The organism is Flavobacterium palustre, assembly GCF_014639535.1.
GTDB classification, from domain to species: Bacteria; Bacteroidota; Bacteroidia; order Flavobacteriales; family Flavobacteriaceae; genus Flavobacterium; species Flavobacterium palustre.
Genome location: NZ_BMGA01000012.1, coordinates 1 through 24,348, shown reverse-complemented (window position 1 = coordinate 24,348; position 24,348 = coordinate 1). Strand labels below are relative to the sequence as shown.

Sequence of the window (24,348 nt, the reverse complement as noted above, 5' to 3'; positions counted from 1 at the left end):
AAGTTAGAATGTATTAACGGTTTTTCTAATAGCTACAAGTTTAGTCATCAGATCTTCAAAATAATCCAGATGCAGCATGTTAGCACCATCACTTTTTGCATTGGCAGGGTCGAAGTGGGTTTCGATAAAAATTCCATCAACACCTACTGCAATTCCGGCTTTGGCAATGGTTTCAATCATATCCGGTCTTCCTCCGGTTACACCTGCGGTTTGATTAGGTTGTTGCAATGAATGTGTCACATCTAGTACTGTAGAAGCATATTGTTGCATGGTAGGAATTCCTCTAAAATCTACAATCATGTCCTGATAGCCAAACATAGTTCCGCGATCAGTAACCATTACGTTTGGGTTGTTACAATCCAATACTTTTTGAACGGCATGTTTCATGCTTTCGGGACTCATAAATTGTCCTTTTTTCAAATTGACTGTTTTTCCGGTATTGGCGGCAGCCACAACCAAATCAGTTTGACGTACTAAAAAAGCAGGAATTTGTAAAACATCTACATATTGAGCCGCCATATCAGCATCTTCATTAGTGTGGATGTCAGTTACAGTAGGAACATGAAAAGTTTCGGAAACTTTTCTAAGGATTTTTAATGCTTTTTCATCACCAATTCCTGAGAAGCTGTCAATTCGGGAACGATTCGCTTTTTTAAAAGAACCTTTAAATACATAAGGAATCTGAAGTTTATCAGTAATACTTACAACTTTTTCGGCAATGCGCAATGCCATTTCTTCGCCTTCGATAGCACAAGGTCCTGAAAGTAAGAAGAAATTACCGCTTTCTGTATGTTTAATTTGGGGGATATTTTGTATGTTCATAAGTGATTTTTAGAGATTGCAAATGTAGTTATGATTTTTGATTTAGCCGATTTTAAAAGGCTATAAATTAAGAATTAGCTAAAGTTTTTTGTCAGTCTGAGCCTGTCAAAGACCTAGTTTTAAGAGTTAAGAAAACACTTCGACAAGCTCAGTGTGACAAATTAGATAAGTTATTCTTTTTTTCGAATACTTAAACCTGTCGGACACATTAATACGCCTTTTTCGTAGATGTTCAGATATAAAACAACAGGTTTTTTTTGACCTTCCCAACGAATTTCGTAAACGTTTAAAAATCCCGCTCCCATGGCACTTCTTTTAGTTGGAAACGGACAACAGGTTTCTAGTTTGGTAAAACTGATTTTTTCGCCTTTAGGTCCGGCTAAGGCATTTAAAAAACGTTCTTCGTTTAATTGTTCATTGTAAGTGTTGTAGTAAAAAATATTGATGGGATAATCTTTATCGTAGCCGTATTTTTTGTTTTTACTGTATTCAGTAATGATAAAAGTATTGTCTTTTGCCAGCCTGAGCAGAGGTGCATTATCATCTACATTTTTTAAGGTCGATTTTGTACTGATGCAGGAACTGCTTAAAAACAAAAGAATCAGGCTAACAATTATTTTTTTAGAGATTACAAAAATTAGCAGCTTTTTATTTTCCTGTACTTTCCTGCGTAAAATGGCAATTAATTGTGATTTCATAAAAAGGAATTAATTTGGGAATATTCGGTTTTTGAATAGTCTTACAAAGATATTGAGAACTTCAAATTATGAGTTACTAATTTGCTTTTTTTTAAAGAAAGAGAATTAATTTTATCGTATGTAACATTTCTCACACTTCGTTGAGAAGATACTTTTTAATTTTGACAAAAAAATAAAAAATATGGAATTGATTTATCATACCTGGTCATGGTATATTTCGGGTTTTATAATTGGCTTAGTAATGCTGGTTTTAATTTATTTTGGAAAATCATTTGGAATGTCTTCTAATTTGAGAACACTTTGCAGTATGGCTGGTGCAGGGAAGAAAGTGTCTTTTTTTAGTTTTGACTGGAAATCACAGCGTTGGAATCTGGCTGTTGTGGCCGGAGCTATGTTAGGTGGTTTTGTTGCTACACATTATTTAAGCGATGCTTCAAATGTGTCGATTAATCCTAAAACAATTGAGCAACTTCAGACTATGAACATCGATGCTCCACAGGGAAAATTAATGCCGGATGCTTTGTTTTCAAATCAGGTTTTTGAATCTCCAAAATCGATTTTAATTTTAATTGTAGGCGGTGTTTTAATTGGTTTTGGCTCCCGCTATGCCGGAGGCTGTACTTCCGGACATGCTATTTCCGGATTGAGTAATTTACAGTTTCCGTCTTTAATAGCCGTAATAGGTTTTTTTATCGGAGGATTAATTATGGCTCATTTTATTTTACCATTAATTGTATAAGTTATGAAATGAGCATAAACCGGAATTGGTTGCAATGACCAATGGTTATATGCGAATTACATATTACCTAAAAAAAATATTAAAATATGAAATTAGTAAAGTTTATTTTAGTTGGATTTGTTTTCGGAATTGTATTAACTAAATCCGAGGCGGTGTCCTGGTATCGTATTTATGAAATGTTTCAATTTCAATCCTTTCACATGTACGGAATTATCATGGTGGCCGTTTTGACAGGAATTATTGGAATTCAAATTATTAAAAGATACCATTTAAAAGATTATTCAGGTACTCCAATTTGTATTCCTGATAAAGAACATTCGATAGCACGTTATCTTATAGGCGGAATCATTTTTGGGTTAGGATGGGCGTTAGCCGGTTCATGTCCGGGACCGATATTTATTTTAATTGGAGCCGGTTTTACAAGTGTTATTGTCGTGCTGCTAGGAGCTATGCTCGGAACTTTTATGTATGGAGTTCTCAAAAATAAATTACCGCATTAATACTGTTCACAACTAAACGAAAAAAGCATTCGCCAAGAAACGAATGCTTTTTGTTTTTATGGGATAAGGTGTAACTAAATTAAATAATTTCGGCACTTAAACCGGCTTCTAAAAGCTGTGTACATTGCGGTTTTAATTTGGTCATTGGACCGGTTTTAACGGTGCATTTTCCATTATAATGAACTATTAACGAACATTGTTCTGCTTGTTCTGCTGTGTGTTCACAAACGCGCATTAGGGTTTCAATTACGTGATCAAAGGTGTTAACATCGTCATTATAAACAATAATTTCGTTGTTTTGGGTTGTTGTTTCCTGTACGCTTACTCTTTCTCTAATTTTTTCTTTAGTAGTACTCATTGTATTGTTTTTTGTACTTTAATTATTTGATAATAAACAGAATACTAATTTACGTATTTTAGTGAAACCCAGTTGTTTCTTTCGAATTTTTTAACATAAGTTAAACCTTTTTCAGTACAGGAAGCGTCGATAAACGGAATATCTTCGGTGTAAAAGCCGCTTAATAGTAAAGTTCCGTTTGGATTCAGACAATCAACATAAGCTTGCATGTCATTCAACAAAATGTTTCTGTTGATATTAGCAATGATCAAATCGTATTTTTTGCCTTTTAATAATGAAGCATCACCTTCATAAACAGTAATGTGTTTGCAGTTGTTGCGTTCGGCATTTTCAATTGAGTTCAAATAACACCAGTTGTCAATATCGATGGCATCTATGGGTTGAGCGCCTTTCATTTCGGCAAGAATAGCAAGGATGGCAGTTCCGCAACCCATGTCTAAGGTTTTCATTCCGGTAACATCCATTTCTAATAAATGTTGAATCATCATGTGAGTTGTTTCGTGATGACCTGTTCCAAAACTCATTTTGGGTTCAATTACAATATCAAATTCAGCATTGGTTTTTGGATGAAAAGGAGCGCGAACATGGCAATTTCCTTCAACATCAATAGGTTCAAAATTCTTTTCCCATTCTTCGTTCCAGTTCACCTGATCGATTTCTTCAAAGGTGTAATCAATTTCAAATTCTTCTGAATGAAGGATATTGACATTGTCAAGAATCATTTCGTCCCATAAATCTTTTTGAACAAAGGCGGAAATACCGGTTTCGGTTTCAGTAAAACTTTCGAATGCTAATTCGCCTAATTCGGCAATTAAAATTTCAGAACCTAATTCCTTTGGTTCAACACTAAAATGGTAGGCGATATAAATATTTGACATATTGATTTAATTTTTTGCAAAGGTAGTATTTCTCTTTTATGAAAAAGTTAAAAATAGAGAAACCGATGAACAATAAGCTAAATTGTCTTTGGTGATTATTGTTTTGATAATATTATTTGAAAAAAGCAATATCATTTTATCTAAAGAGCTGATAGAGCATAATTTCATTTTTTTCTTTCAGTTTCCGTATGATTTTAAGGAAAGCTATTGCAGTAATATAAGCATCTCCCATGGCGGTATGACGGTCTTTTTTAGAGATGTCAAATTTATCGGCCAGGTCATCCAGTGTGTAATGATCCTTATGCTGTAGCAGGTTCGATTTAATTAATGTTCTCTTGTATAAAACGGCTGTATCTAAGGTTTTATTCGTGAGTTTGGCTAATCCGTTTCTTTCCAGAGCAGTATTAATCATGGTGATGTCAAATTTAGTGTGATGTGCAATAATGATTGAGTCGCCTAAATAATCCAATAGCAATTGTAAAACTTCAATTTCTGATTTATGATTCAATACATCACGTCTTATAATTCCATGAATTTGCACACTGGATTTATCAAAATGTTCCTGATCGATATAATGTTCAAAACTATCCTGAACATTGATAGTACCATTTTGAAGAACAATAGCGCCTATGCAAAGGATACGATCAGTAACATAATCAAAACCGGTAGTTTCAGTATCCAAAACCACAAAACGAGCCGATTCGATAGGAATATTCAAACTTTCGTCAATCGGTTCTTTAAGAATCCCTAAAATTTGAAGGGACTCAATAATTTTTTCTTTGAGAGTCATTTATATGGTAATTTTTCCGGGATTAAAACGCATCGAAATCACTTCCTGTAATTCTTTAATAGTTTTAAAAGTTGCTTTTAGTTTTACTTTTTCCAGTTTTGTAAGTGATTCGAGTTCAATAAACTGTCCGGAATCATGGTGCAAAAGTCCTTGTTTTGTTCGGAATTTGAGCAGGGCTTTGTACGAATAAGCACAGGACAAATACAATTCCTTGTTTTGAGGTTCCAGTTCGGCTAACTTTTCAAACCGTTCATAAGTATTACTGATGCCTTTGACAGAGTGGGACAGAATCAAAACCCTTGCGGCATCGGCAAGCGGCATCAAAGCACGTCGTTTAATATCGAAGAAATCTTTGTGAGCACCGTCCTGTTCGACAAGAAATTGTCTAAAAAAACCAGTAGGTGAAGGACTTTGCAAAGCACCACTCACCAAGTGCACGTAGAAAATAGGATTGGCATCAATATCTTCAAAAATGTAATCAGCTAATTCATTAGCAAGTTCCCGATCACCATAAGATAAGCTGTAATCAAAAAAGATAAATGAAAGTAATACTTCGTCTTTTCCGGGTTTACTAATCCAATCGTGCACTAATTCTTTCCATTGATTTAAACTTAAACACCATTTTGGATTGGAAGCCATCATTTCGGCAGGACAATAATCATAACCAATTTCGAAAAGCCCTTTATTTACTTCTGCAGCTAATTCCAGAAAATATTTTCTGGTTTTTTCCTGTAATACTTCCGGAACATCTTCATAAATTAAAGCATTGTCCTGATCGGTATGTAATAATTGTTCACTACGTCCCTGACTGCCAAGCGCAAGCCAGGAAAATCGTGCCGGAGGTGGCGTTTTCATTTTTGCCAAAGACAGTTCGATAACTCTCTTGATACAGGCATCATTAAGTTCGGTAATAATTTTTGACGTTAATGTTATCGGGATATTTTGGTTTAAATAGCCCTGTAACAGTTGCATTATTTTGGCACGAATCGGTTTGATAGCTTTGGTTTTTTTTACCCTTTTTAAAGCTTTTATCAATACGGCGGGATTATTCCCCAGAGCCACCATTACGTCGTGTTTCGATAGAATTCCTATTGCTTTTGTATTGGCTGTTCCGTCTTTTGTTAAACATAAATGACTAATGTTGCTTTTCATCATAGCCATTTGTGCCTGAGTAATAGTCATCTTTTTAGAATACGTAATTACAGGCGAATTCATAATCACATCAGCCGTGGTATTAATCGAATAATCTCCGGTAACAATTTTATTTCGTAAATCTTTATCAGTGATAATGCCTATAGGTAACATATCTTCAACAACGAGTATGGCTCCGATGTTTTTTTTGGTCATTGTTACCGCAATTTCTTTGGCAGTAGCTGCACGCGAACAGGTGATAATTTTTTTAGAATATTTAATGGGTTGTAAATCTAAAATTTTATTATCCTTATCGATAACTTCTCCAGTGTTCTCAGTATCAAAATCACTACCATACAACTTGTCGCTGTGGCTTTTTGAAAAAGGATTTTGTGTGTTAGAAGCAAAACTGTCTATGATGAAACTTCCAACATTTGAATTTTTTATGGCATAAGGTTTAAAAATAGCAATTGGTATAGCATACAAGATGGTTTCCTCGTGTGTGCGGGCTTCCATTTTATAATTTTCATGTGCAATTAACGGACGTAAACCAAAAATATCGCCTTCGTCACACATGTCTAAAATATCATTTTTTTGATTTTTTAGCAGTTCAACCGCGCCTTTGTGAACCACATAAAAAGAATCATGGGTTTCTTCATTTTCAGTGAAAATTACGGCTCCTTTGTCTTTATATATTATCGAAACCTGTTCTGAAAGTACTTCGATGTCGTGTTGATCTAAAAAATTAAAAGGAGGGAAGTTTTTTAAAAAGTCGGCTACTCTTTGCGAAATGGTGTTTTTCATTAAAAAATATTTTAGGCTGTAATAGTATCTGTTTTGAGAAAAGAAATTAAGTATGCTAATGTATTAATTTTTATGTTTTATAAAGCAAAAAAGCCCCTAATTAAGGAGCTTTTATGTGATAATTATATCGATGATTTATTTCTTTCTGGCTGTTTTCATATTTAAAATCTCAACCAGTAAAGAAAAGCTGATTGCAAAATACAAATAACCTTTTGGAATAGGAGTTACATGACTGCCAAAAATGAGTGCATTTGATAAATGGGCACTTTCGGTGATTAACATCAAACCAATTAAGATTAAGAATGATAATCCTAAAATTTGAATAGAAGGGTTTTTGTTGACAAAAGTCCCCACCGGAACGGCAAACTGCATCATGATTAATACTGAAATAATTACTGCAGTAACCATAATGTACAAGGCTCCGGGAACTCCGTTAGTCATACCCACTGCGGTTAAAATACTGTCAAATGAAAACACTAAGTCAATCAAAATAATCTGTACAATAACGCTGCTAAAGGATTTTGCTGCCGATTTTCCTATTTCTTTTTCTTCTTCTCCTTTGTGATCTACTTTTTCTCTAATTTCATTGGTGCTTTTATAAATTAAGAATAAGCCTCCTAATAAAAGAATAATACTTTGCCCTGAAATTTGTGCATTTATCCAGCTAAAATTAATTGTAAACCAAGGTTCCTTCATGGCAATCAAAATAGTAATTCCAAAAAGAAGAATGATACGCATGAACATAGCTAAGAACATCCCTATTTTAGTGGCTTTTTTACGGCTTTCTTCGGGTAGTTTTCCTGTTGCAATTGAGATAAAAATAATGTTGTCAATTCCCAGTACAATTTCCAGAAACGTTAATGTTAATAAAGCAATCCAGGCATCAGGATTTAAAAATACTTCCATAGTATTAAATTAAAGGTTAAAAGAATGAGTGCGAATATTATAATTCACCAATTTTAGTTACAGTGCCTTTTTGTTTTTCATCAGCACCTACAATACCGAATTCAAAAGTATAGGTTTTTCCCGAAGTCGTCAAGATTTTCATATTAATTGATTTTTCTTCGGCCATATTTTTAGGATGAAGCTTTTTCAAAATATATTCGCAGTCATTTACCCATCTGATTGAAGCCGTATCGGTTTTTCCTTCAAAAGTTTCGATTTCGATGCTGTCATTGCGTTCAAACAGCGTTACTTTTTTTTCGCCATTTACTTCATATTCAAAACGGAATTTACCGGTCTTAAAATCTTTGCAATTGTGTTCGGCCTGATAGCAGGAAGCAAAAAGCAGCAACGAAGGCAGTAGTAGGATTTTTTTCATTTGATTTATCAGTTTAGATTCCCCTCTATTAGAGGGGGTAGGGGGTGTGCATTTATTGAATTTTAATATCGTATTTGTCCAAAAGTCCGGGAATTCCCTGCATCGAAAATTTAGCTTTGCGCATCGGGTTGAATTCAGGGTCAATTTTATAGTTGTATGCCGTCAGGAAATTGGCTTCCTTTAGTTCAGTATCATTAAAAACGGCGTTATCCAAATTACAATTATCAAACACCGAATTCGAAAGATTCGTTCCAATGAAACTTACTTCTTTCATTGAGCAGGAATTAAACTTAGTTTTGGGCATTTTTTTATTCGAGAAAGAAGCATAGTCTAAAATACAATCATTGAAACTGACTGCAAACATAAAATCGGCACAGCTGTTAAACTGAATTCCTAAAAGTTTACAATTCGAAAAATGTACGGTTTTTAAACTAGTTCCACTCAAAGATGTCATCGAAAGATTGCAGTTGATGAACTCGCAATCCATAAAAGTATTATTGGAGAAATCGCTGTTAGAGAAATCACAGTTTTTAAAAACGCAGTCTTCAAACTCGCGATTGCTCACTTTTTTATTGATGAAAACTACTTTTTCAAATGTTTTTTGGATGTGAATTAAATCTTCCATTTAATCGTTAAATAAAGCTTTCATCATGAATTGTAAGCCTTTAAAAGCTAAAATTACTGCAGTAATACAAAATGCTATTCCGAATCCTAAAACCAGATAATGCCACACATTTTGCTGGTTCATAAAAGCATTGTGAATGAATGATGGTCCTATAAAAAGCAAAGGCAAAGCGCCTGCTAAGTATTTTACACCTTTTGATAATAATTCTTTGTTTGTAGCCATGTTTTTTTTATTTAACCGCAAAGAGCACAAAGCTTTCGCAAAGCACACTAAGTTTTATTAGTTGTAATATTTTTCAAGTCAAAGACTAATTACTAAGAACTATTTCGAATTATAAAAATCAACTGCTTTACGCACGCTGCCGTGTTCTTTCAATAATTGAGAGGCTTCCTCGTAACTTACAGGAATTTCACCCATAATCATTTTGGTTCCGCGGTCAACCAGTTTGTTGTTGCTCAATTGCATATCGACCATTTTGTTGCCTTTTACTTTTCCTAGCTGAATCATTGTGGCAGTCGAAATCATGTTCAAAACCAGTTTTTGAGCTGTTCCGGCTTTCATTCTCGAACTTCCGGTAATAAACTCAGGACCTACAACCACATCAATAGGGAATTGTGCCGTTTGCGAAAGCGGACTCGCCGCGTTGCAGGAAATACTTCCCGTGATAATATTGTTTTTATTACATTCTTCTAATCCGCCAATAACATAAGGTGTTGTTCCTGAAGCGGCAATTCCTACCACTACATCATTTTCGTTAATATTGAATTCCTGTAAATCAATCCAGGCCTGAGTTGCATTGTCTTCGGCGTTTTCCACCGCTTTGCGAATGGCTTTGTCGCCTCCGGCTATTATTCCCACAACCAAATCGAAAGGAACTCCAAAAGTAGGAGGACATTCCGAAGCATCTACTACACCTAAACGTCCTGAAGTTCCGGCGCCAATGTAAAACAAACGTCCGCCCAGTTTCATTTTAGAAACAATTTGGTCAACCAAATTTTCTATCTGAGGCAATGCTTTTTCCACAGCAAGCGGAACGGTTTTGTCTTCGTTATTGATATTGGTCAATAATTCAGTAACCGACATTTTTTCTAAATGTTCGTATTTTGAGGATTGTTCGGTGGTTTTTATGAAGGTCATTGTTTTTTTGTTTTTAAATTTCATTTCTGAATTGCCTCCAGCTTTAGCTGGAGAAAAATAAATGAGTTTCTAAATTGGCTTTAGCCGAAATTATTCTTTTTAGCTAAAGCCTTATCATGTTTTGCTAATTTTATTACTCCAGCTAAAGCTGGAGGCAATTTAAAAAGAAAATATTTTAATCTATAAAAAATAAGCCAGCGCAATTCCTAAAACAATCATCGAAACTTTGGCAACATTAAATTTGTGTCCTTCGCTGCTTTCGAAAATAATTGTCGAAGAAATATGGAATAATATCCCGATAACGATAGCTGTAATTTCGCTGTGGTATTCATTTAATCCCGTTAGATAATCAGAAGCGAAGGTTCCCAGTGGTGTCATTACTGCAAAAGTAAGCATGAAGGCAAAAATAGCCTGTTTGTTCAGATGCGAATTGATGAAAAATGTGGTCAGAATAATCGCAATAGGAAGGTGATGAATGGCAATTCCCAACGCTAAATTATCATGATTGTGTCCCACAGGAAATCCTTCCAGAAACGCGTGAATACAAAGACTGATGAACAATAACCACGGAATATGCGACATATTTGGGTGTCCGTGAACGTGCCCGTGTTCGGCACCTTTAGAGAAAAATTCCAGAATAATTTGGAACAAAATCCCCAGCATGATAAAAATTCCCGCATTGTGCTCATGACTTTCACCCATAGTATGTTCGTGACTTTCGTAGATTTCAGGCAATAGATGCATTACCGTCAAAGAAAGTAAAAACGAACCGCTGAAAGCCAACAGCAACTTTAGATTGGTTTTCTTTTTTGGCTTTAAAACCAATGCAATCAGGTAGCCTAAGAGTACAGAAAGTAAGGGTAAGAGGTAATTCATTATTTAAAAATAAGGATAAGTCGTTCGCTTTCGGTCTTATGGAATTTTTTCAGTTTGTAATCGCCAAAAATGTCCAAAAGATAAATTCCAGCTTCTTCCATCATGGTTTCAAAATCCTGTAAAGTCAGGGCTTTTACTTTTTCGGTGAAATGGAATTTTTGCCCCTGGTCTTCAAAATCAATTTCTTTAAAAATATGACCGTCGGCTACATAGCGTTTCAGGTGGAAATCGATTCCATCCACGGTTTTAACTTCTTCGGGAACCAATGTTTCGATTACCTGATTGACATTCATAAAATCAATTACGGCAAAACCATAATCAGACAAACTGTTTTTAATAGCCTTCAGCGTAGTGAGATTATCATCGTCATTTTCGAAATAACCAAAACTGGTAAACAAATTAAAGATGGCGTCGTACTTTTCTTCGAAAGGCTCACGCATATCGTGTACTTTAAAATGCAAAGTTTCATTTGAATAAGCGCTGGCTTCGGCTATGCTATTTTCGGATAAATCGGCACCAATAACATCAAAACCTAATTGGTTCAAATAAATAGCATGACGACCTTTGCCACAGGCCAAATCAAGGACTTTAGCATTTTCAGGAAGATTTAAATAATGAGTTAAATTATCCATGAAAAGCTGTGCTTCTTTGTCATTGCGTTCTTTGTAAAGAATGTGATAATAGGGAGTGTCAAACCAAGAGCTAAACCATGTTTCGTTTTGTTGATCCTGATTGGGTATAGTTGTTTTTTGTGCTGCGGACATTTATGTTGTTCAATTAATTCTATCCCGCAAATTTAGTGTATTTTTGCGGAAATATACTATTTCAGGTCGTTTAGAATTTGGACTCAAGCGGTAGCGAATAGGGAAAGCAATTTAATTATTGGAATTTAAAATGAGAAATGGAAGAAAATTTTAAGATGATAGCCAAAACCTTTTTTGGTTTTGAAGAAATATTAGCTGCCGAATTGAGAAATTTAGGCGCACAAGATGTAGAACAGGGGGTAAGAATGGTAAGTTTTAAGGGAGACAAAGGGTTTATGTACAAAGCCAATTTGTCTTTGCGTACCGCTTTAAAAATCCTAAAACCTATTTATTCTTTCAGAGCTAATAACGAAAAAGCCTTGTACAAAGGTATTTCAGGAGTAAACTGGTCTAAGTTTATCAATGCCAATCAGACTTTTGTGATTGATACCACAGCACATTCAGAATATTTTACTCACTCCGAATTTATTTCTCAAAAATGTAAAGATGCCATTGTGGATCAATTTAGAGAAAGAACCGGACAACGTCCAAGTATTGATAAGGTTCATCCCGATTTACGTATTAACATTCATATTGATAAAGACCAGGTTTCGGTTGCCTTAGATACTTCTGGTAAACCGTTGAATCAAAGAGGATATCGAAGTTCGACTAACATCGCTCCGATAAACGAGGTTTTGGCAGCGGGAATTTTGTTGCTTTCGGGTTGGGACGGACAAACGGATTTCTTAGATCCAATGTGTGGTTCGGGAACATTTTTAGCAGAAGCAGCGATGATTGCCTGCAATATTCCGGCAAACATTAACCGTAAAGAATTTGCTTTCGAAAAATGGAAAGACTGGGATAATGATTTGTTTGACAAAATTACCGACAGTTTGCTTGGAAAGGTGCGTGAGTTTCATCATACGATTAAAGGTTATGACAAAGCACCATCGGCAGTAAGTAAGGCGAAAGAAAATATCCGAAATGCAAATCTGGAAGAATATGTGAGTATTGAAGGCAATAATTTCTTTGACACCGAAAAAACATCGGAAGGGAAATTGCATATTGTGTTTAATCCGCCTTATGATGAGCGTTTGGATATTCACATGGAGGAATTTTATAAAAATATTGGTGATACCTTAAAGCAAAGTTATCCGGGAACCAATGCCTGGTTTATCACAGGAAATCTGGAAGCATTGAAATTTGTGGGTCTGCGACCATCACGAAAAATCAAATTATTCAACGCCGGATTGGAAGCCCGTTTGGTAAAATACGAAATGTACGAAGGAAGCAAGAGAACAAAGTTTCAGGAGAGAAATTAGTAGGCAGATTTCAGAAAATAGAAAATATAAAATAGAGGTTAGGAGTAACAAACTCCAAAGCATAAACTAAAAAATCATGACAAAATTACAATTGAGAGCATTTTTATACCAGCTGGGGTGTTTTGCTATTTTATTTGTATTGTTCCGTTATTTAGTGGAACGATATTCGGGTTTAACAGGTTATTGGATTCCAATTACAGCCTTTGTTATAGCCACTTTGATAGGACCGAAATTCCTTGCTGTCAAAACCAAGGACGGTGAAAAATTATTTATGAAATGGATTTTTTTAAAAGGAATTAGGGAAATTGGTTGATTAGTGTTCAGTGTTCAGTCTGCAGAAAGCAGTGGTCAGAAAGTAGAAAGTAGAAAGCAGAAAACAGTTTTCAGTTTTCAGAAATATCGACATAACGAAAAACCGCAAATTCACAAATTATATAATCTGTGAATTTGCGGTTTTTATTTTTACACTAAGTCTGGCTTTCTGTTTTCTGAAGACTGAAAACTACTTTTTCTCTGTTTTTTTCTCAGTTGGTTTTACTACTTTTTTGAAGATAGGAACAAAATAAGTTATTGTGTAATTGAAACCTACTCCAAAATCGCCGTTGTAAGTTCGGTTAAAACCCGGAATATAGAGGTTTTCGAAATTTTCAGGTTGTTTGTTTGTAATTAATCGATTCAATCGAAGACTGAAACCTACAAACACATTATCGAATACTTTGGCTTTCATTCCAGCTACCACTTCAATCCAGCTTGCCGTTAAACCATTGTATTTTTGTCCCGAAGTTAAAGATGGAATTTCCTCAAAATATTGATTCGGATTGTAAATTTTAAAAGTATTCAATTGTTGGTTGAAAGTACTAAAACCGTAGCGCAAACCTATTGAAATAATGTTTTCCATATCCAGCCAGTTTTCATAACCGTTATAATCAAAACCAACTTTTAAATAAGAACCTTTAGTGGTGAAATTCAGTCGGGCATCATCGGTGGTTTTATTTTCGTTTCCTACTTCGGCAGCGATATAGTGTTTCTTATCCCAACGATAATCACCTACTAATTCTATTCCTTTATAGTCTTTGTCATAAAAAGAACGACTTAATTTGAACAAATCAACTCCAAGACGTATTCCGTAACGGTCTTTTTTTACTGCAGGAGCGGCAATAGTATCGGTTTTTGCAGTTGGTTTCACAGCTACAGCAGTTTTAGCAGAAATCAATCCGGTTGAAATGCTGTCTTTTGCCGGCTTTGGTGCTTTGGTGTCTTGTGCATTTGCAAAAAGCAAGGACAGAAGAAGTAAGCTACTAAAAATAGATTTTAAGGTGTGTTTCATTTTCGTTAGCTATAGTACGGTTTTCAACTTCATAATATTGTATCCATTTTAAGTCAGCTGTTGGAGCATCCGTGTGTACAATTGGGTCTGTAGTATTTAAGATGAAATTAGTTTTGAATCCGCAGGCACGGGAGACAAAAATATTCTCTCTGCCGTAATTGAACTCAATAATATCTTCGTTTACCAATGCGGTATTGCTACTGCCAAAATTTAATATAAAACGAAAAGTTGTGGTGTCTAAATCTGTTTTCAAGGGAATAGCCACAGTGCTTCCGTTAATTAGTGTGCTGCCTTCATAAGTAATTCCGTCTTCCATTCCATTAGCAATAATGCTTAGATTAGTGACACTTTTTTCTGTCGAAGAGTTGTTGATGTCATAAAATGTAATCACTAATCGGGGAGTAGTAAGGGTATTACCATCACAAATATCGTCTTTCTCACAGCTGGAGAATGAGAAGCAGCTAATCAATAAGAGTACTATTATTTTCTTCATGTAATAATTATTCAGTGTTCAGTATTCAGTTTTGAGTGTTCAGTATGGTTAATACTGATTACTACTACTTGAATACTGCCAACTATTTTTATCTTCTTTCTAACAACACCACATTCTCCACATGATGCGTTTGCGGAAACATATCTACAGGACGCACTTTGGTAACTTTGTATTTCTCATCCATTAAAGCTAAATCACGGGCTTGTGTAGCCGAATTACAGCTTACATAAACTACTTTTCCAGGAGCAATTTTCAGGATTTGTTCAATCACGTCTTTGTGCATTCCGTCTCTTGGCGGATCAGTGATAATTACATCGGGTTGTCCGTGTTGCGCAATGAAAGCATCGTTGAAAACGACTTTCATATCCCCAACAAAAAACTCACAATTAGTAATGTTATTGCGTTCGGCATTGGCTTTAGCATCCTTAATTGCATCAGGAACGCTTTCTACACCAATTACTTTCTTCGCTTTTTTAGAAACAAACTGTGCAATAGTTCCTGTTCCGGTATATAAATCATAAACAGTTTCGTTTCCGGTCAATCCGGCAAAATCTCTGGTAATTTTATATAATTCGTACGCCTGATCCGAGTTGGTTTGGTAGAAAGATTTAGCGTTAATACTAAATTTCAAACCTTCCATTTCTTCCAGGATGTAATCGCGTCCTTTGTACAATTTAATATCCTGATCATACAGCGTATCATTCGCCTTATTGTTTACCACATATTGCAACGAAGTAATTTGCGGGAATGTAGCATACATGTGATCTAACAACAATTCTCTGTTGGCTTTATCATCTTCAAAAAATTGAATCAAAAGCATGATTTCACCAGTCGAAGCCGTACGCAACATCACTGTTCTTAATAAGCCTGAATGTTCTCTTGGATTGAAGAAAGTCAGATTATTTGCATTAGCAAAATCACGAATTTCATTTCTAATCGCGTTGGAGGGATCTTCCTGTAAATGGCATTTTTTGATGTCCAGAATTTTGTCCCACATTTTTGGAATGTGAAAACCAAGGGCGTTTCTGTTACCTAAATCTTCGGTGCTTCCAATTTCAGCTTCGGTTAACCAACGGCTGTTAGAAAACGAAAATTCCATTTTATTTCTGTAGAAAAACTTTTTCTCCGAACCTAAAATCGGTTCGAACTCAGGAAGTTCAATTTTTCCAATGCGTTGCAGGTGGTTTTTAACCTCATTGTGTTTGTAAAACAACTGTTGGTCGTAGTTCATGTTTTGCCATTTGCAACCGCCGCAAACTCCAAAATGCTCGCAAATAGGATCTACACGGTGTTCTGAAAGTTCGTGAAATTTCACCGCTTTTCCCTCGTAATAAGCCTTGCGTTTCTTGAACGTTTGCACATCCACCACATCTCCCGGAACTACATTCGGAATAAACACTACTTTACCATCGGGAGCCTTTGCTACCGAAACGCCTTTTGCACCCGCATCAAGGACTTTTATCTGATGAAAGACAACTTTGTCTGTATTTTTTCTACCCATGGCGCAAAAATAAGTGTTTGTTGTCTTTTATGAATTCAAATTGGCAAATATTTTTGAAAAGTGTTGATTTTTGTGGTAAATACAATTATGTCAATTTCAATTTTGCAAGCAGGTATTGTAATTCCTTGTAATTTTTGTGATGTTGTATCTGAGTGGGGGTGGGGTTAATTCCCTTTTTTTAGTAAATATATATTGTCAGTTTCTTTAATTTGCAGTGTTCTTTTTTCGGGATTGAATTCAAAAAAATAGCCTAAGTCTTTATTCCCGAAATAATTATCAGCAATGGTTTCAACTTCAAATGTTTTACCTTTTGATTCAATCAATAATTTAGTATTGTTTTTGGTACAATTTACGACTATTTGACCGGAAGAATATTGACCAAGGTATTTGTCCAGATCTTCTGTTTTTAAATTGCTGTTTTCAGAAGAAGGAATTGTAAAAGGCTGGTTGAAACAAATTTTCAGAATCCCTTCAATCAAATCGACTCTTGGATAAGCGATTCCGTTAGTGCAATAGACCAATGACAGTTTTTGTTTTGGAAAATGCCATACCGCTGTGTAAAATTCTTCGACTCTTCCGTTGTGCCCAAAACTGTTTTCGCTACCATATTTATTTGAAAATAGTCCCATACCGTATTCATTAATGATGGTTTTCATTTTAGATAAGCTGGATTTATGGACCAATTTATTAGAAAATAAAGCATCAATAAACCGAATCATATCTGTTGGTGTTGAGATAAGCGCGCCGGCTCCTCCGTGGGTATCCAAATTGGTTTTGGAAACGGGATTCCATTTGTTTTCGAAATATTTATAAGAACTGACACTGTCGTTTTTTAAGTTTGAAATGCTTTCATAATAAGTGTCTTTTAGTTTGAGTTTGGAAGTAATTCTTTTCTCAACCACATTAGCATAAGGCATTTTGAAGCTTCTTTCGATGATATAACCCAATAAAAGATAGTTACTATTGGAATAATCGTTTTTTGTTCCGGGTTCAAAATCACTGCCTTTTTCTTTTATAATCTCTAGAAGTTCGTTAGGAGTCTTGGATTTATCCATCCAATCAGAATAATTAGTGTCTTTAGTGTAGTCATGCAAACCACTTTGGTGGTAAAGCATATCAGCGATAGTAATTTTATTTGCATTGGGAAGGTTTGGGTAAAAATCACTTAATTTTTGGTCCAATTTGATTTTGCCTTCTTCGACTAATTGAAAAATCAGGACTGCTGTAAACATTTTTGTAGTGGAACCAATTCGGTATTGTGTTGCAATAGTCGCGGCAGTTTTTTTGTCAGCATCTATAGAAGAGTAGCCAATAGCTTTTTGATACTCTATTTTTCCATTTTGAGAAATGCTTAGACTACCCATTGCTAAGTTTTGTGAAGCAAGGATATCAAGAAATTGGTCTATTTTTTCCTTATTTATTTTTTGTCCGTAAGAAGAAAAACCAAAAATGGAGCTTAGAAATAGAAAGACAATTATTTTATTCATTATTTCTGCTTAGTTGGTTTTGTTGTAAAAATTGGTTTAGAAAAAGATCATTTTTAATTTCAAATATAGTAAAAGAATAATTTAAGATGATAAATGAGCTTTAATGATAATAAAATGAACGTTATGTCTAAAAATAGAAATTTTATCTTTGCTCCTAAAGCAATAAAAAGAATGAATTTAGTATTAGAAAAAAGTAAAAGTGTAGTAGGTTTTTGTGTTCTCTTTGTCGTTCTGGTTTTGGGTTGTGCCGATGCGAATAAAGAAGGAAAACAATTCCATTATCGGGCAATAAAGGGCAAGGATACAGCACTTCTTAATTTTATAAAATTGGAGGACAATCGGTTTTTTGGTCAGTACGAAATTCGATATGGAGGAGTCAGCAAAGATTCGGGTGAAGTAAGAGGAATTATTGTTGGTGATACTATTAAAGGAAGTTTTTATTACCATCCTTATGGTGGCGGAGTTTTGAAACGTTATCCTATTGCTTTGCTGAAACGAAATAATCAATTACTTATGGGCAAAGGTGTGATTTCGGTTTACATGGGAATTCCTTCGTTTTTAAAAGGAGATCCGATTGATTATTCCAATCCGCAATTTGTTTTTGATGAGATAAAAAAATAGGTTTTAAAAAAAACGTCCCAATTCCGATAGCTATCGGGAATCAGGACGGATTTTGTTTTTTAGTTTAAAGCAACCAGACAATCAGCGAATGTTTCTTCTAAATGCTCATTGTAAGCTTTCATGTCTTTTTCAATATTGGCATTTTTTTCTACATCATGAAAATGATAACTTTTTAGCGGAGTCATTCCGGTAAAAGCGTTCATTCTGTGAAATCCAAAGAAAGCACCTTCGTCAACTGATTTTTGATCGAAAAATTCTCCCGGAAGTGTAAAAGCGGTTGCCGGCGCATTCCAGGTAGTAGTGAGCATGTATTTTTTACCCTGCATCAATCCTCCGGTTCCGTAATTGATTTCCGGGTTGTCGGCTTTTCTGCCGTCACTGCGGTAAATTCCTTTGTTGTGTCCAGCAGTAAACACTTCGTCAATGTATTTTTTAAAATTGTGCGGTATTTGAAACCACCAAACTGGTGTGTGGTAGATAATGACATCGGCCCAGGCAAATTTGCTGACTTCTTCTTCAGCAGAATAACCATTTTCGATGGTTGTGGTTTGCACAATAACATCGTTAGACTGACCAAAGAATTTCTGAGTTGTTTCGGTAATGGTGTTGTTGAATAATCCGCCTGAATGGCCGAAATTTTGTCCCGCATTAATGATAAGTATCTTTTTCATAAGTTGTTTTCTTTTTTTGTTGTTACAAAGTTATAACAGATACTTGTATTATTAAAATAATATAATTTATACATTTGTATTATAATTTTAATAGTTAGTTATGGTTAATCTGGAATGGTATCGCACTTTTAAAGCTATTTATAAAACAGGAACACTCACCAGTGCGGCAGATGCTTTGTTTATTTCCCAGCCGGGAGTGAGCCTGCACTTGAGTTCGTTAGAAAGTTATGTGGGTTATAAACTTTTTGACCGTACCGGGCGCAAAATGATTCCGACCGAAAGAGGAAAGATATTGTATAATGCTATTGCTGAAGGCTTGAAAATTTTGGAAGATGCCGAGAAAAATTTTCAGCGAAGCACCGAAAAGCATACTCCTACCATTAGTATTGGGATGTGTTTTGAAACGTTTCAAATTACCTTGGAACAATACATTTCGACTTTACCGTTTAATGTGATTATTCGTTTTGGTGAATATCCGGAAATGCTTGAAAATTTAGATAAAGGAATTCTGGATTTGATTATTTCGCCACAAAAAGGAAACTCTTCCAATATTGCTTACGAAGCTTTTTCATCGGAAAGTATTGTTTTAGTGGGAGGCAGTAAAGTGGATGATTCTGAATTGCAACAATTAGTAAAACAAAAAAAATATGCGGAGGCGGAACATTATCTGAAAGCCCAAAAATGGTATGGTACCACGGGAGATATGGAACATCTTTTTCGTTTTTGGCAATTGAATTTTAGCAATTTTCCTGATTTCAGACCCAATTATATTGTCCCGAATATTAATTCTATTGTACGTTGTTTAAGTAATGCTAATGGATTTGCTGTTATTCCTGATTTTTTATGTCAAAAAGAGATTGAAAGCGGCGCCGTAAAAGTGCTTTGGGAAGGGCATAAAAAACTAATAAATACACTTTATTTTGCCAACAGAAAAAATACGGCTTATGAAAAAGAACTGGATTTAATCAAAGATTTGTTTAAAAAGGTGATGTTGTAAATTCAACACAGATAACTTTAAATTATCTGTGTTGAATTTTTTTACTACCACAAATTATGTACTTCTTTTTTGATGTAATGATTGTAAATTTCATTCATTGCAGCAATTTTTTCAGGAGTTAATGCCGGTAAATCTAACGTAGAAAGATTAGATACTACATGATTTTCGGTTGAAGCTCCCGGAATAATACAGCTTACTTCGTTAAAACTTAAAATCCATTGTAAGGCTATAGGAGCCAGATTTTCGACTTCAGGGAATAATTTTTTTAGTTCGTTTACGGCTAATAAACCCAATTCGTAATTAATTCCGGAAAAGGTTTCGCCTTTATCAAAAGCAGCGCCTTCGCGGTTAAAAAAACGATGGTCTTTACTGTCAAAAATAGATTTTTCGGAGAATTTTCCGGTCAGTAATCCGCTGGCTAATGGAACACGGGCAATGATTCCTACGTCTTTTTTCTTTGCTTGTTCAAAAAGTAGTTCTGACGGGCGTTGTCTGAAAAGATTAAAAATAATCTGAATCGAAGTGACATTTTCAAATTCCATTGCTTTGAGTCCTTCTTCTACTTTTTCGACACTTACTCCCAGATTTTGAATTTTTCCTTCTTTCTTTAATTTGTCAAAAAGCTCAAAAATCTCAGGACGATAAAAAACCGCAGTAGGAGGGCAGTGTAATTGAATCAAATCCAGTGTTTCCACACCTAATCTCTGCAAACTGTCTTCTACATATTTTTGCAATACTTGAGGTTGGTAGCCTTCGTTAACATGCGGATTGATATGACGACCGCATTTGGTCGCCACATAAATGCGTTCAGAACGCGAGCGAATCAATCGACCTACGGCTTTTTCGCTCAAACCATTTTCATAAACATCGGCAGTATCAATAAAATTGATGCCTTTGTCTATGGCAGTATTTAAAAGTTCATCGGCAGTTTTATCATTAAAAGGTGAACCCCATTTTCCGCCAACCTGCCAGGTGCCAAGGGCAATTTCGGATATTTCAAAGTTTGTTTTTCCCAGTTTACGATAGTTCATTTTGTATGTTTTATAGATTGTTTAATGTTTGTTGGATTGCTTTCTCAATTAGCGGACTCATGATTTGGTAACCGGCTGTATTGGGATGTACGCGATCTTCTGAAAGTTCTAATTTTAGTCCTTGCTGTTCATCAGCCATTGCCGAATGGTAATCTACAAAGGGAATTTCATTTAAAAGCGCATAGTTTTTTAAAATTCTATTTAATTCAATAATGCGTTCAGCAGGTTTTTCTTTTGGATTCCAATAAAAAAAATTAGCTGGTAATACCGAACAAAGAATCACTTTGATGTGATGTACTTTGGCCAGTTCTGCCATTGAAAAAATATTATCGGTAATCATTTTGGTAGTTGCAGTTCCGGTATTTCCGGCAATATCATTTCCGCCGGCCAGAATAACTACTATCTTTGGAAACAGAGCAATAACGTCGGCTCTAAAACGCAATAGCATTTGGGGCGTGGTTTGTCCGCTGATTCCCCGATTAATATAGGATTTGTTTTCGAAAAAAACAGGCAGTTCTCTACTCCAAAATTCTGTTATCGAATCGCCTAAAAATACTACCCGGTTTTCGCCGGATACAGGAAGTGCCAGCATTGCATTTTCTTGTTGGTATTTTGCTAAATAAGGCCAGTCTTGCATTGCAATATTGTGGATTTAGATTTGCTGTGGGTTAGAAAACAAAGCTAAGGAAATTTTTTAAGTTAATATTTCTGATTTTTCTTAGAAAAATAATCTTTAGTATATAAATAAAATATAGTTTTTTCGTACATTTGGTTTGTCCCAAATAATCTAAAATGTATGGAATTTTACAAAAAATTATCTTCAATAGGTTTTCTTAGAAAAAATTATGCCTTTAAATTTCTTTTTGTTGCTTTCATCGGAATACATATTCCTTTAATAGGAATTTTGTTTTTTGTACTGTATTCAAAAGATCATTTTTCAAGTACCAATTTATTGCTTTTCTCATTAGTAATGACCTTGTTAGCAACAGTGGTTACTTTGTTTTTATTAAAAAAACTGATTCAGCCTCTGGAATTGGCTTCCAAAGCACTGAATGATTATAAAAGGAAGCGTACCATAACAGAGTTGCCGTTGGAATTTTCAGATGAGGTAGGTTTGTTACTGTTTAATATTCAGGATTCTATCATCGAAAGTGAAAAATTTATTACCGAAAAACAAAACTTGATTTATTTGCTTTCGCATGATTTAAGGACTTTTGCCGGAAATCCAAAATCATTGGCAACCATGATTATCGAAGCCAATCCGTCCAATGGAGTAAAAGAGTTAGCTCAAATGATTTGTCAGTCGTCAGATGAGCAGTTTCGATACATTGAAAAATTTATTAAAATGCTCAAAGAACAGGATGAGATGTTGCAAACGGCTGTTGAAGTAAAAGAAATCAATTTGAAAAGTATGATTGATGGAATAACTCTCCAGCTAAGACAGTCTATGGCGGTTAAAAAAATCGAATTGATTAGGAATATTGGGATTGAAAGGATTGATTTAAAAATTGATTCGGAATTGCTCACAAGAGTTATTTTTAATTTACTTCACAATGCGATTAAGTTTTCTTTTTCAGATTCAAAAATACAAATAGATGTTTTTAATGATAAAGAAAAAACAGTTATAAGAATTAAAGACCAGGGCGTTGGCTTTGACAGTAAGGATAATGAAAAAATCTTTGCCAAATTTACTAAAATGAGCCGTCCCGGGACTTCAGACGAATCTTCAACAGGAATAGGTCTTTATTTATGCCGACAAATTATAGAGAGAAATGGAGGAGCTCTCCTTTCCGGTAGTGAAGGTGTCAATAAAGGAGCTGTTTTTACAATTGTTTTTTAGAAACATTCTTTATAAATAACTTAAAAACAGATAAATATGTAGTTTGTAGTTTTTTTTATTGCTTTCATCGGAAATATAAAATAGTGTATTACTAATTCTATAAATTAGTAATGAATTGATTGAAAATCAGCTAAAAACCATGTTGTTTTTACATACTTCTTTTAAGGATTTCAATTAGTTTAACTCATCATACATTATTTATTTAAATCCATTGCGTATGAAAACAATTCTACTCCGCTCCAGATTTTTTGCCTTTGTTTTTTTAATTGCTAATTTACTGTTTACCAATACCTCTTTTGGACAAATAGTGATGCTTGATCAGGCCGATTTGGATTATGCTCCAGGCGAAACAGTTTATATAACTGGTTCCGGTTGGCAACCAGGCGAAACAGTACTACTTGAAGTAGCTAATCTCACGAATCCTGATGTTGATTGCGGTCCTGTAACGCCACCACCACACGAATCATGGACAACTATTGCTGATGAAAATGGAAATTTTACTGCTTCCTGGTATGTGAATGATTGTGAATTAGGTGCTGATTTATTATTGGGTGCTTTAGGTCAGGAGTCGGGATTTACTTATGAGGTGTTTTTTACGGATGGAAATGTTGCATTTGGTTCTTCCGAAGTACCAAACAACATTGATTTATTAGTCGAAGTAACTTACACACCAGCTTCACCTTCAGGAGCATTAGAAAAAACGGAAATATTAAGTTTTAAATCTCAAAATACAGTAACTATAGCTGCTCTTAACGGAACTCCTATTTCTTGGAATTTCTTGCCTGATAATTTAAATTTATATATTTGGGATGGAACCAACACTAATAATTACAATCAAAACTTTATTGTTAGTGGGAATTATACAGGTAGTAATGCGGTTAAAGGGATTTATATTTCATGTTCGTCTCCTACAATTAATAGTATACAACCTTTAAATCAAAATTTGACTTACGGAGAGAATGCAACGTTTTCGGTTGCTGCCAGTGGCACAGCTTCATTAACTTATCAATGGCAGGAACAAGTAGGAGGATTAGGAGATTTTAATAATATAGCTAATGGAGGAGTATATTCTGGAGCCACTACAGCTACTTTGATTCTTACAAAACCTACGGTTTCAATGAGTGGTAATAAATACCGTTGTGTTGTTACTAATTCTTGTGGTAGTGTGAATAGTGATGGTGGTGCTACATTAACGGTGAATCCAGCTGTCTTAACCTACAATGCCAATCCAGCGAGTAAAACATACGGCGATANGTATCGAGTAAAAATGTTGGCACTTACACAAGCTTTACAGTTAACTCACTGACATCATCAAATTCAAATTATAAAGTAACAGGAGGAACAGTAGGTGTAGATATTACAGCAGCTGTCTTAACCTACAATGCCAATCCAGCGAGTAAAACATACGGCGATGTGAACCCTGCCTTCAGCGGAACTGTAACAGGCTTTGTGGGCAGCGATGACCAGGGTAATTCCACAACAGGAACACTTACGTTTACTACAACCGCTGCACAGTTTAGTAATGTAGGCAGTTACCCAATCAATGGTTCAGGTCTTACATCGAATAATGGTAACTACACATTTGTGCAGCACGCAAGTAATGCAACAGCGTTTACAATTAACCAGCGTTCATTGA

The 24,348-nt window shown here is 35.0% G+C and carries 28 protein-coding genes; 8 read left to right on the top strand and 20 right to left on the bottom strand.

Annotated elements, in window-relative coordinates; genetic code table 11:
- Window positions 1-3 precede the first annotated feature (3 nt).
- Window positions 4-822, bottom strand: a complete 819-nt coding sequence (gene kdsA / locus IEV84_RS15960; RefSeq protein WP_188495746.1) for a 3-deoxy-8-phosphooctulonate synthase — start codon at window positions 820-822, stop codon at window positions 4-6.
- Between the two features lie 170 nt (window positions 823-992).
- Window positions 993-1,520: a 2-dehydro-3-deoxyphosphooctonate aldolase gene (locus tag IEV84_RS15955; protein WP_229732720.1), complete on the bottom strand. Its 528-nt coding sequence runs from the start codon at window positions 1,518-1,520 to the stop codon at window positions 993-995.
- A gap of 181 nt (window positions 1,521-1,701) precedes the next feature.
- On the opposite strand from IEV84_RS15955, the gene IEV84_RS15950 reads away from it, so the two are divergent.
- Together IEV84_RS15950 and IEV84_RS15945 are read left to right on the top strand one after the other, a co-directional pair.
- Entirely contained in the window at window positions 1,702-2,259 is a 558-nt protein-coding gene (locus IEV84_RS15950) for a YeeE/YedE family protein (protein ID WP_188495744.1), read from the top strand.
- An 86-nt stretch (window positions 2,260-2,345) separates the two neighbouring features.
- Window positions 2,346-2,759, top strand: a complete 414-nt coding sequence (locus tag IEV84_RS15945) for a DUF6691 family protein (RefSeq protein ID WP_188495742.1) — start codon at window positions 2,346-2,348, stop codon at window positions 2,757-2,759.
- A 79-nt stretch (window positions 2,760-2,838) separates the two neighbouring features.
- On the opposite strand, the gene IEV84_RS15940 is transcribed toward IEV84_RS15945, so the two are convergent.
- From IEV84_RS15940 to IEV84_RS15890, 11 genes are all read right to left on the bottom strand, one after another.
- Entirely contained in the window at window positions 2,839-3,117 is a 279-nt protein-coding gene (locus tag IEV84_RS15940) for an ATP-dependent Clp protease adaptor ClpS (RefSeq protein WP_188495740.1), read from the bottom strand.
- 44 nt (window positions 3,118-3,161) lie between these two features.
- Window positions 3,162-3,995, bottom strand: a complete 834-nt coding sequence (prmA, locus tag IEV84_RS15935; RefSeq protein ID WP_188495738.1) for a 50S ribosomal protein L11 methyltransferase — start codon at window positions 3,993-3,995, stop codon at window positions 3,162-3,164.
- Window positions 3,996-4,131: 136 nt separating this feature from the next.
- Window positions 4,132-4,785 carry a 3'-5' exonuclease gene (locus IEV84_RS15930; RefSeq protein WP_188495736.1) on the bottom strand — a complete coding sequence of 218 codons (654 nt, stop codon included), beginning with the start codon at window positions 4,783-4,785 and terminating at the stop codon, window positions 4,132-4,134.
- Window positions 4,786-6,720, bottom strand: coding sequence for a DUF294 nucleotidyltransferase-like domain-containing protein (locus tag IEV84_RS15925; protein WP_188495734.1), 1,935 nt, complete (start codon window positions 6,718-6,720; stop codon window positions 4,786-4,788).
- A gap of 135 nt (window positions 6,721-6,855) precedes the next feature.
- The gene (locus IEV84_RS15920) at window positions 6,856-7,626 is read right to left on the bottom strand and encodes a TerC family protein (RefSeq protein ID WP_188495727.1); all 771 of its coding nucleotides are present in this window, start codon (window positions 7,624-7,626) and stop codon (window positions 6,856-6,858) included.
- A 37-nt stretch (window positions 7,627-7,663) separates the two neighbouring features.
- The gene (locus tag IEV84_RS15915) at window positions 7,664-8,041 is read right to left on the bottom strand and encodes a DNA topoisomerase IV (RefSeq protein ID WP_188495726.1); all 378 of its coding nucleotides are present in this window, start codon (window positions 8,039-8,041) and stop codon (window positions 7,664-7,666) included.
- A gap of 52 nt (window positions 8,042-8,093) precedes the next feature.
- Complete coding sequence (locus tag IEV84_RS15910; protein ID WP_188495725.1) at window positions 8,094-8,666, bottom strand: pentapeptide repeat-containing protein; 573 nt, start codon at window positions 8,664-8,666, stop codon at window positions 8,094-8,096.
- Window positions 8,667-8,888 carry a DUF6095 family protein gene (locus IEV84_RS15905; protein ID WP_066330032.1) on the bottom strand — a complete coding sequence of 74 codons (222 nt, stop codon included), beginning with the start codon at window positions 8,886-8,888 and terminating at the stop codon, window positions 8,667-8,669. It abuts the gene before it with no gap.
- Between the two features lie 99 nt (window positions 8,889-8,987).
- Window positions 8,988-9,803: an N-acetylmuramic acid 6-phosphate etherase gene (gene murQ / locus IEV84_RS15900; protein ID WP_188495724.1), complete on the bottom strand. Its 816-nt coding sequence runs from the start codon at window positions 9,801-9,803 to the stop codon at window positions 8,988-8,990.
- 180 nt (window positions 9,804-9,983) lie between these two features.
- Complete coding sequence (locus IEV84_RS15895) at window positions 9,984-10,679, bottom strand: ZIP family metal transporter (protein WP_188495723.1); 696 nt, start codon at window positions 10,677-10,679, stop codon at window positions 9,984-9,986.
- A complete protein-coding gene (locus tag IEV84_RS15890) occupies window positions 10,679-11,443 on the bottom strand; it encodes a class I SAM-dependent methyltransferase (protein ID WP_188495722.1) in 765 nt (254 codons plus the stop codon). Before IEV84_RS15890 ends, IEV84_RS15895 begins: the two co-directional genes overlap by 1 nt.
- Before the next feature lie 137 nt (window positions 11,444-11,580).
- Here IEV84_RS15890 and IEV84_RS15885 point away from each other — a divergent pair, with 137 nt between their 5' ends.
- The gene (locus IEV84_RS15885) at window positions 11,581-12,744 is read left to right on the top strand and encodes a THUMP domain-containing class I SAM-dependent RNA methyltransferase (protein ID WP_188495721.1); all 1,164 of its coding nucleotides are present in this window, start codon (window positions 11,581-11,583) and stop codon (window positions 12,742-12,744) included.
- Between the two features lie 76 nt (window positions 12,745-12,820).
- Window positions 12,821-13,057, top strand: a complete 237-nt coding sequence (locus IEV84_RS15880) for a hypothetical protein (protein ID WP_188495720.1) — start codon at window positions 12,821-12,823, stop codon at window positions 13,055-13,057.
- A gap of 189 nt (window positions 13,058-13,246) precedes the next feature.
- Here IEV84_RS15880 and IEV84_RS15875 read toward each other — a convergent pair whose 3' ends face one another.
- From IEV84_RS15875 to IEV84_RS15860, 4 genes are all read right to left on the bottom strand, one after another.
- On the bottom strand, window positions 13,247-14,071 hold the full coding sequence (locus IEV84_RS15875) for a DUF6048 family protein (RefSeq protein ID WP_188495718.1): 825 nt from the start codon (window positions 14,069-14,071) through the stop codon (window positions 13,247-13,249).
- A complete protein-coding gene (locus IEV84_RS15870; protein ID WP_188495716.1) occupies window positions 14,043-14,564 on the bottom strand; it encodes a DUF6452 family protein in 522 nt (173 codons plus the stop codon). Before IEV84_RS15870 ends, IEV84_RS15875 begins: the two co-directional genes overlap by 29 nt.
- 88 nt (window positions 14,565-14,652) lie before the next feature.
- Window positions 14,653-16,065 (bottom strand): 23S rRNA (uracil(1939)-C(5))-methyltransferase RlmD, encoded by a 1,413-nt coding sequence (gene rlmD, locus IEV84_RS15865; RefSeq protein WP_188495714.1) that lies wholly within the window; start codon window positions 16,063-16,065, stop codon window positions 14,653-14,655.
- 164 nt (window positions 16,066-16,229) lie between these two features.
- Window positions 16,230-17,552, bottom strand: a complete 1,323-nt coding sequence (locus IEV84_RS15860; protein WP_188495712.1) for a serine hydrolase domain-containing protein — start codon at window positions 17,550-17,552, stop codon at window positions 16,230-16,232.
- Window positions 17,553-17,723: 171 nt separating this feature from the next.
- Here IEV84_RS15860 and IEV84_RS15855 point away from each other — a divergent pair, with 171 nt between their 5' ends.
- A complete protein-coding gene (locus IEV84_RS15855; RefSeq protein ID WP_188495710.1) occupies window positions 17,724-18,173 on the top strand; it encodes a hypothetical protein in 450 nt (149 codons plus the stop codon).
- 59 nt (window positions 18,174-18,232) lie between these two features.
- Here the strand turns inward: IEV84_RS15855 and IEV84_RS15850 are convergent, their stop codons facing one another.
- On the bottom strand, window positions 18,233-18,844 hold the full coding sequence (locus tag IEV84_RS15850) for an NAD(P)H-dependent oxidoreductase (protein ID WP_188495708.1): 612 nt from the start codon (window positions 18,842-18,844) through the stop codon (window positions 18,233-18,235).
- Between the two features lie 100 nt (window positions 18,845-18,944).
- Between IEV84_RS15850 and IEV84_RS15845 the strand changes: the two genes are divergently transcribed.
- Window positions 18,945-19,841, top strand: a complete 897-nt coding sequence (locus IEV84_RS15845) for a LysR family transcriptional regulator (RefSeq protein WP_188495706.1) — start codon at window positions 18,945-18,947, stop codon at window positions 19,839-19,841.
- Between the two features lie 44 nt (window positions 19,842-19,885).
- On the opposite strand, the gene IEV84_RS15840 is transcribed toward IEV84_RS15845, so the two are convergent.
- Together IEV84_RS15840 and IEV84_RS15835 are read right to left on the bottom strand one after the other, a co-directional pair.
- A complete protein-coding gene (locus IEV84_RS15840) occupies window positions 19,886-20,872 on the bottom strand; it encodes an aldo/keto reductase (RefSeq protein WP_188495704.1) in 987 nt (328 codons plus the stop codon).
- Window positions 20,873-20,882: 10 nt separating this feature from the next.
- Window positions 20,883-21,509 carry an SGNH/GDSL hydrolase family protein gene (locus tag IEV84_RS15835; RefSeq protein WP_188495703.1) on the bottom strand — a complete coding sequence of 209 codons (627 nt, stop codon included), beginning with the start codon at window positions 21,507-21,509 and terminating at the stop codon, window positions 20,883-20,885.
- Window positions 21,510-21,668: 159 nt separating this feature from the next.
- Here IEV84_RS15835 and IEV84_RS15830 point away from each other — a divergent pair, with 159 nt between their 5' ends.
- Together IEV84_RS15830 and IEV84_RS16550 are read left to right on the top strand one after the other, a co-directional pair.
- Window positions 21,669-22,712, top strand: coding sequence for a sensor histidine kinase (locus IEV84_RS15830; RefSeq protein ID WP_188495701.1), 1,044 nt, complete (start codon window positions 21,669-21,671; stop codon window positions 22,710-22,712).
- Window positions 22,713-24,125: 1,413 nt separating this feature from the next.
- Window positions 24,126-24,348 (top strand): MBG domain-containing protein (locus IEV84_RS16550; RefSeq protein ID WP_229732719.1); only part of this gene is annotated, 223 nt, incomplete at its 3' end.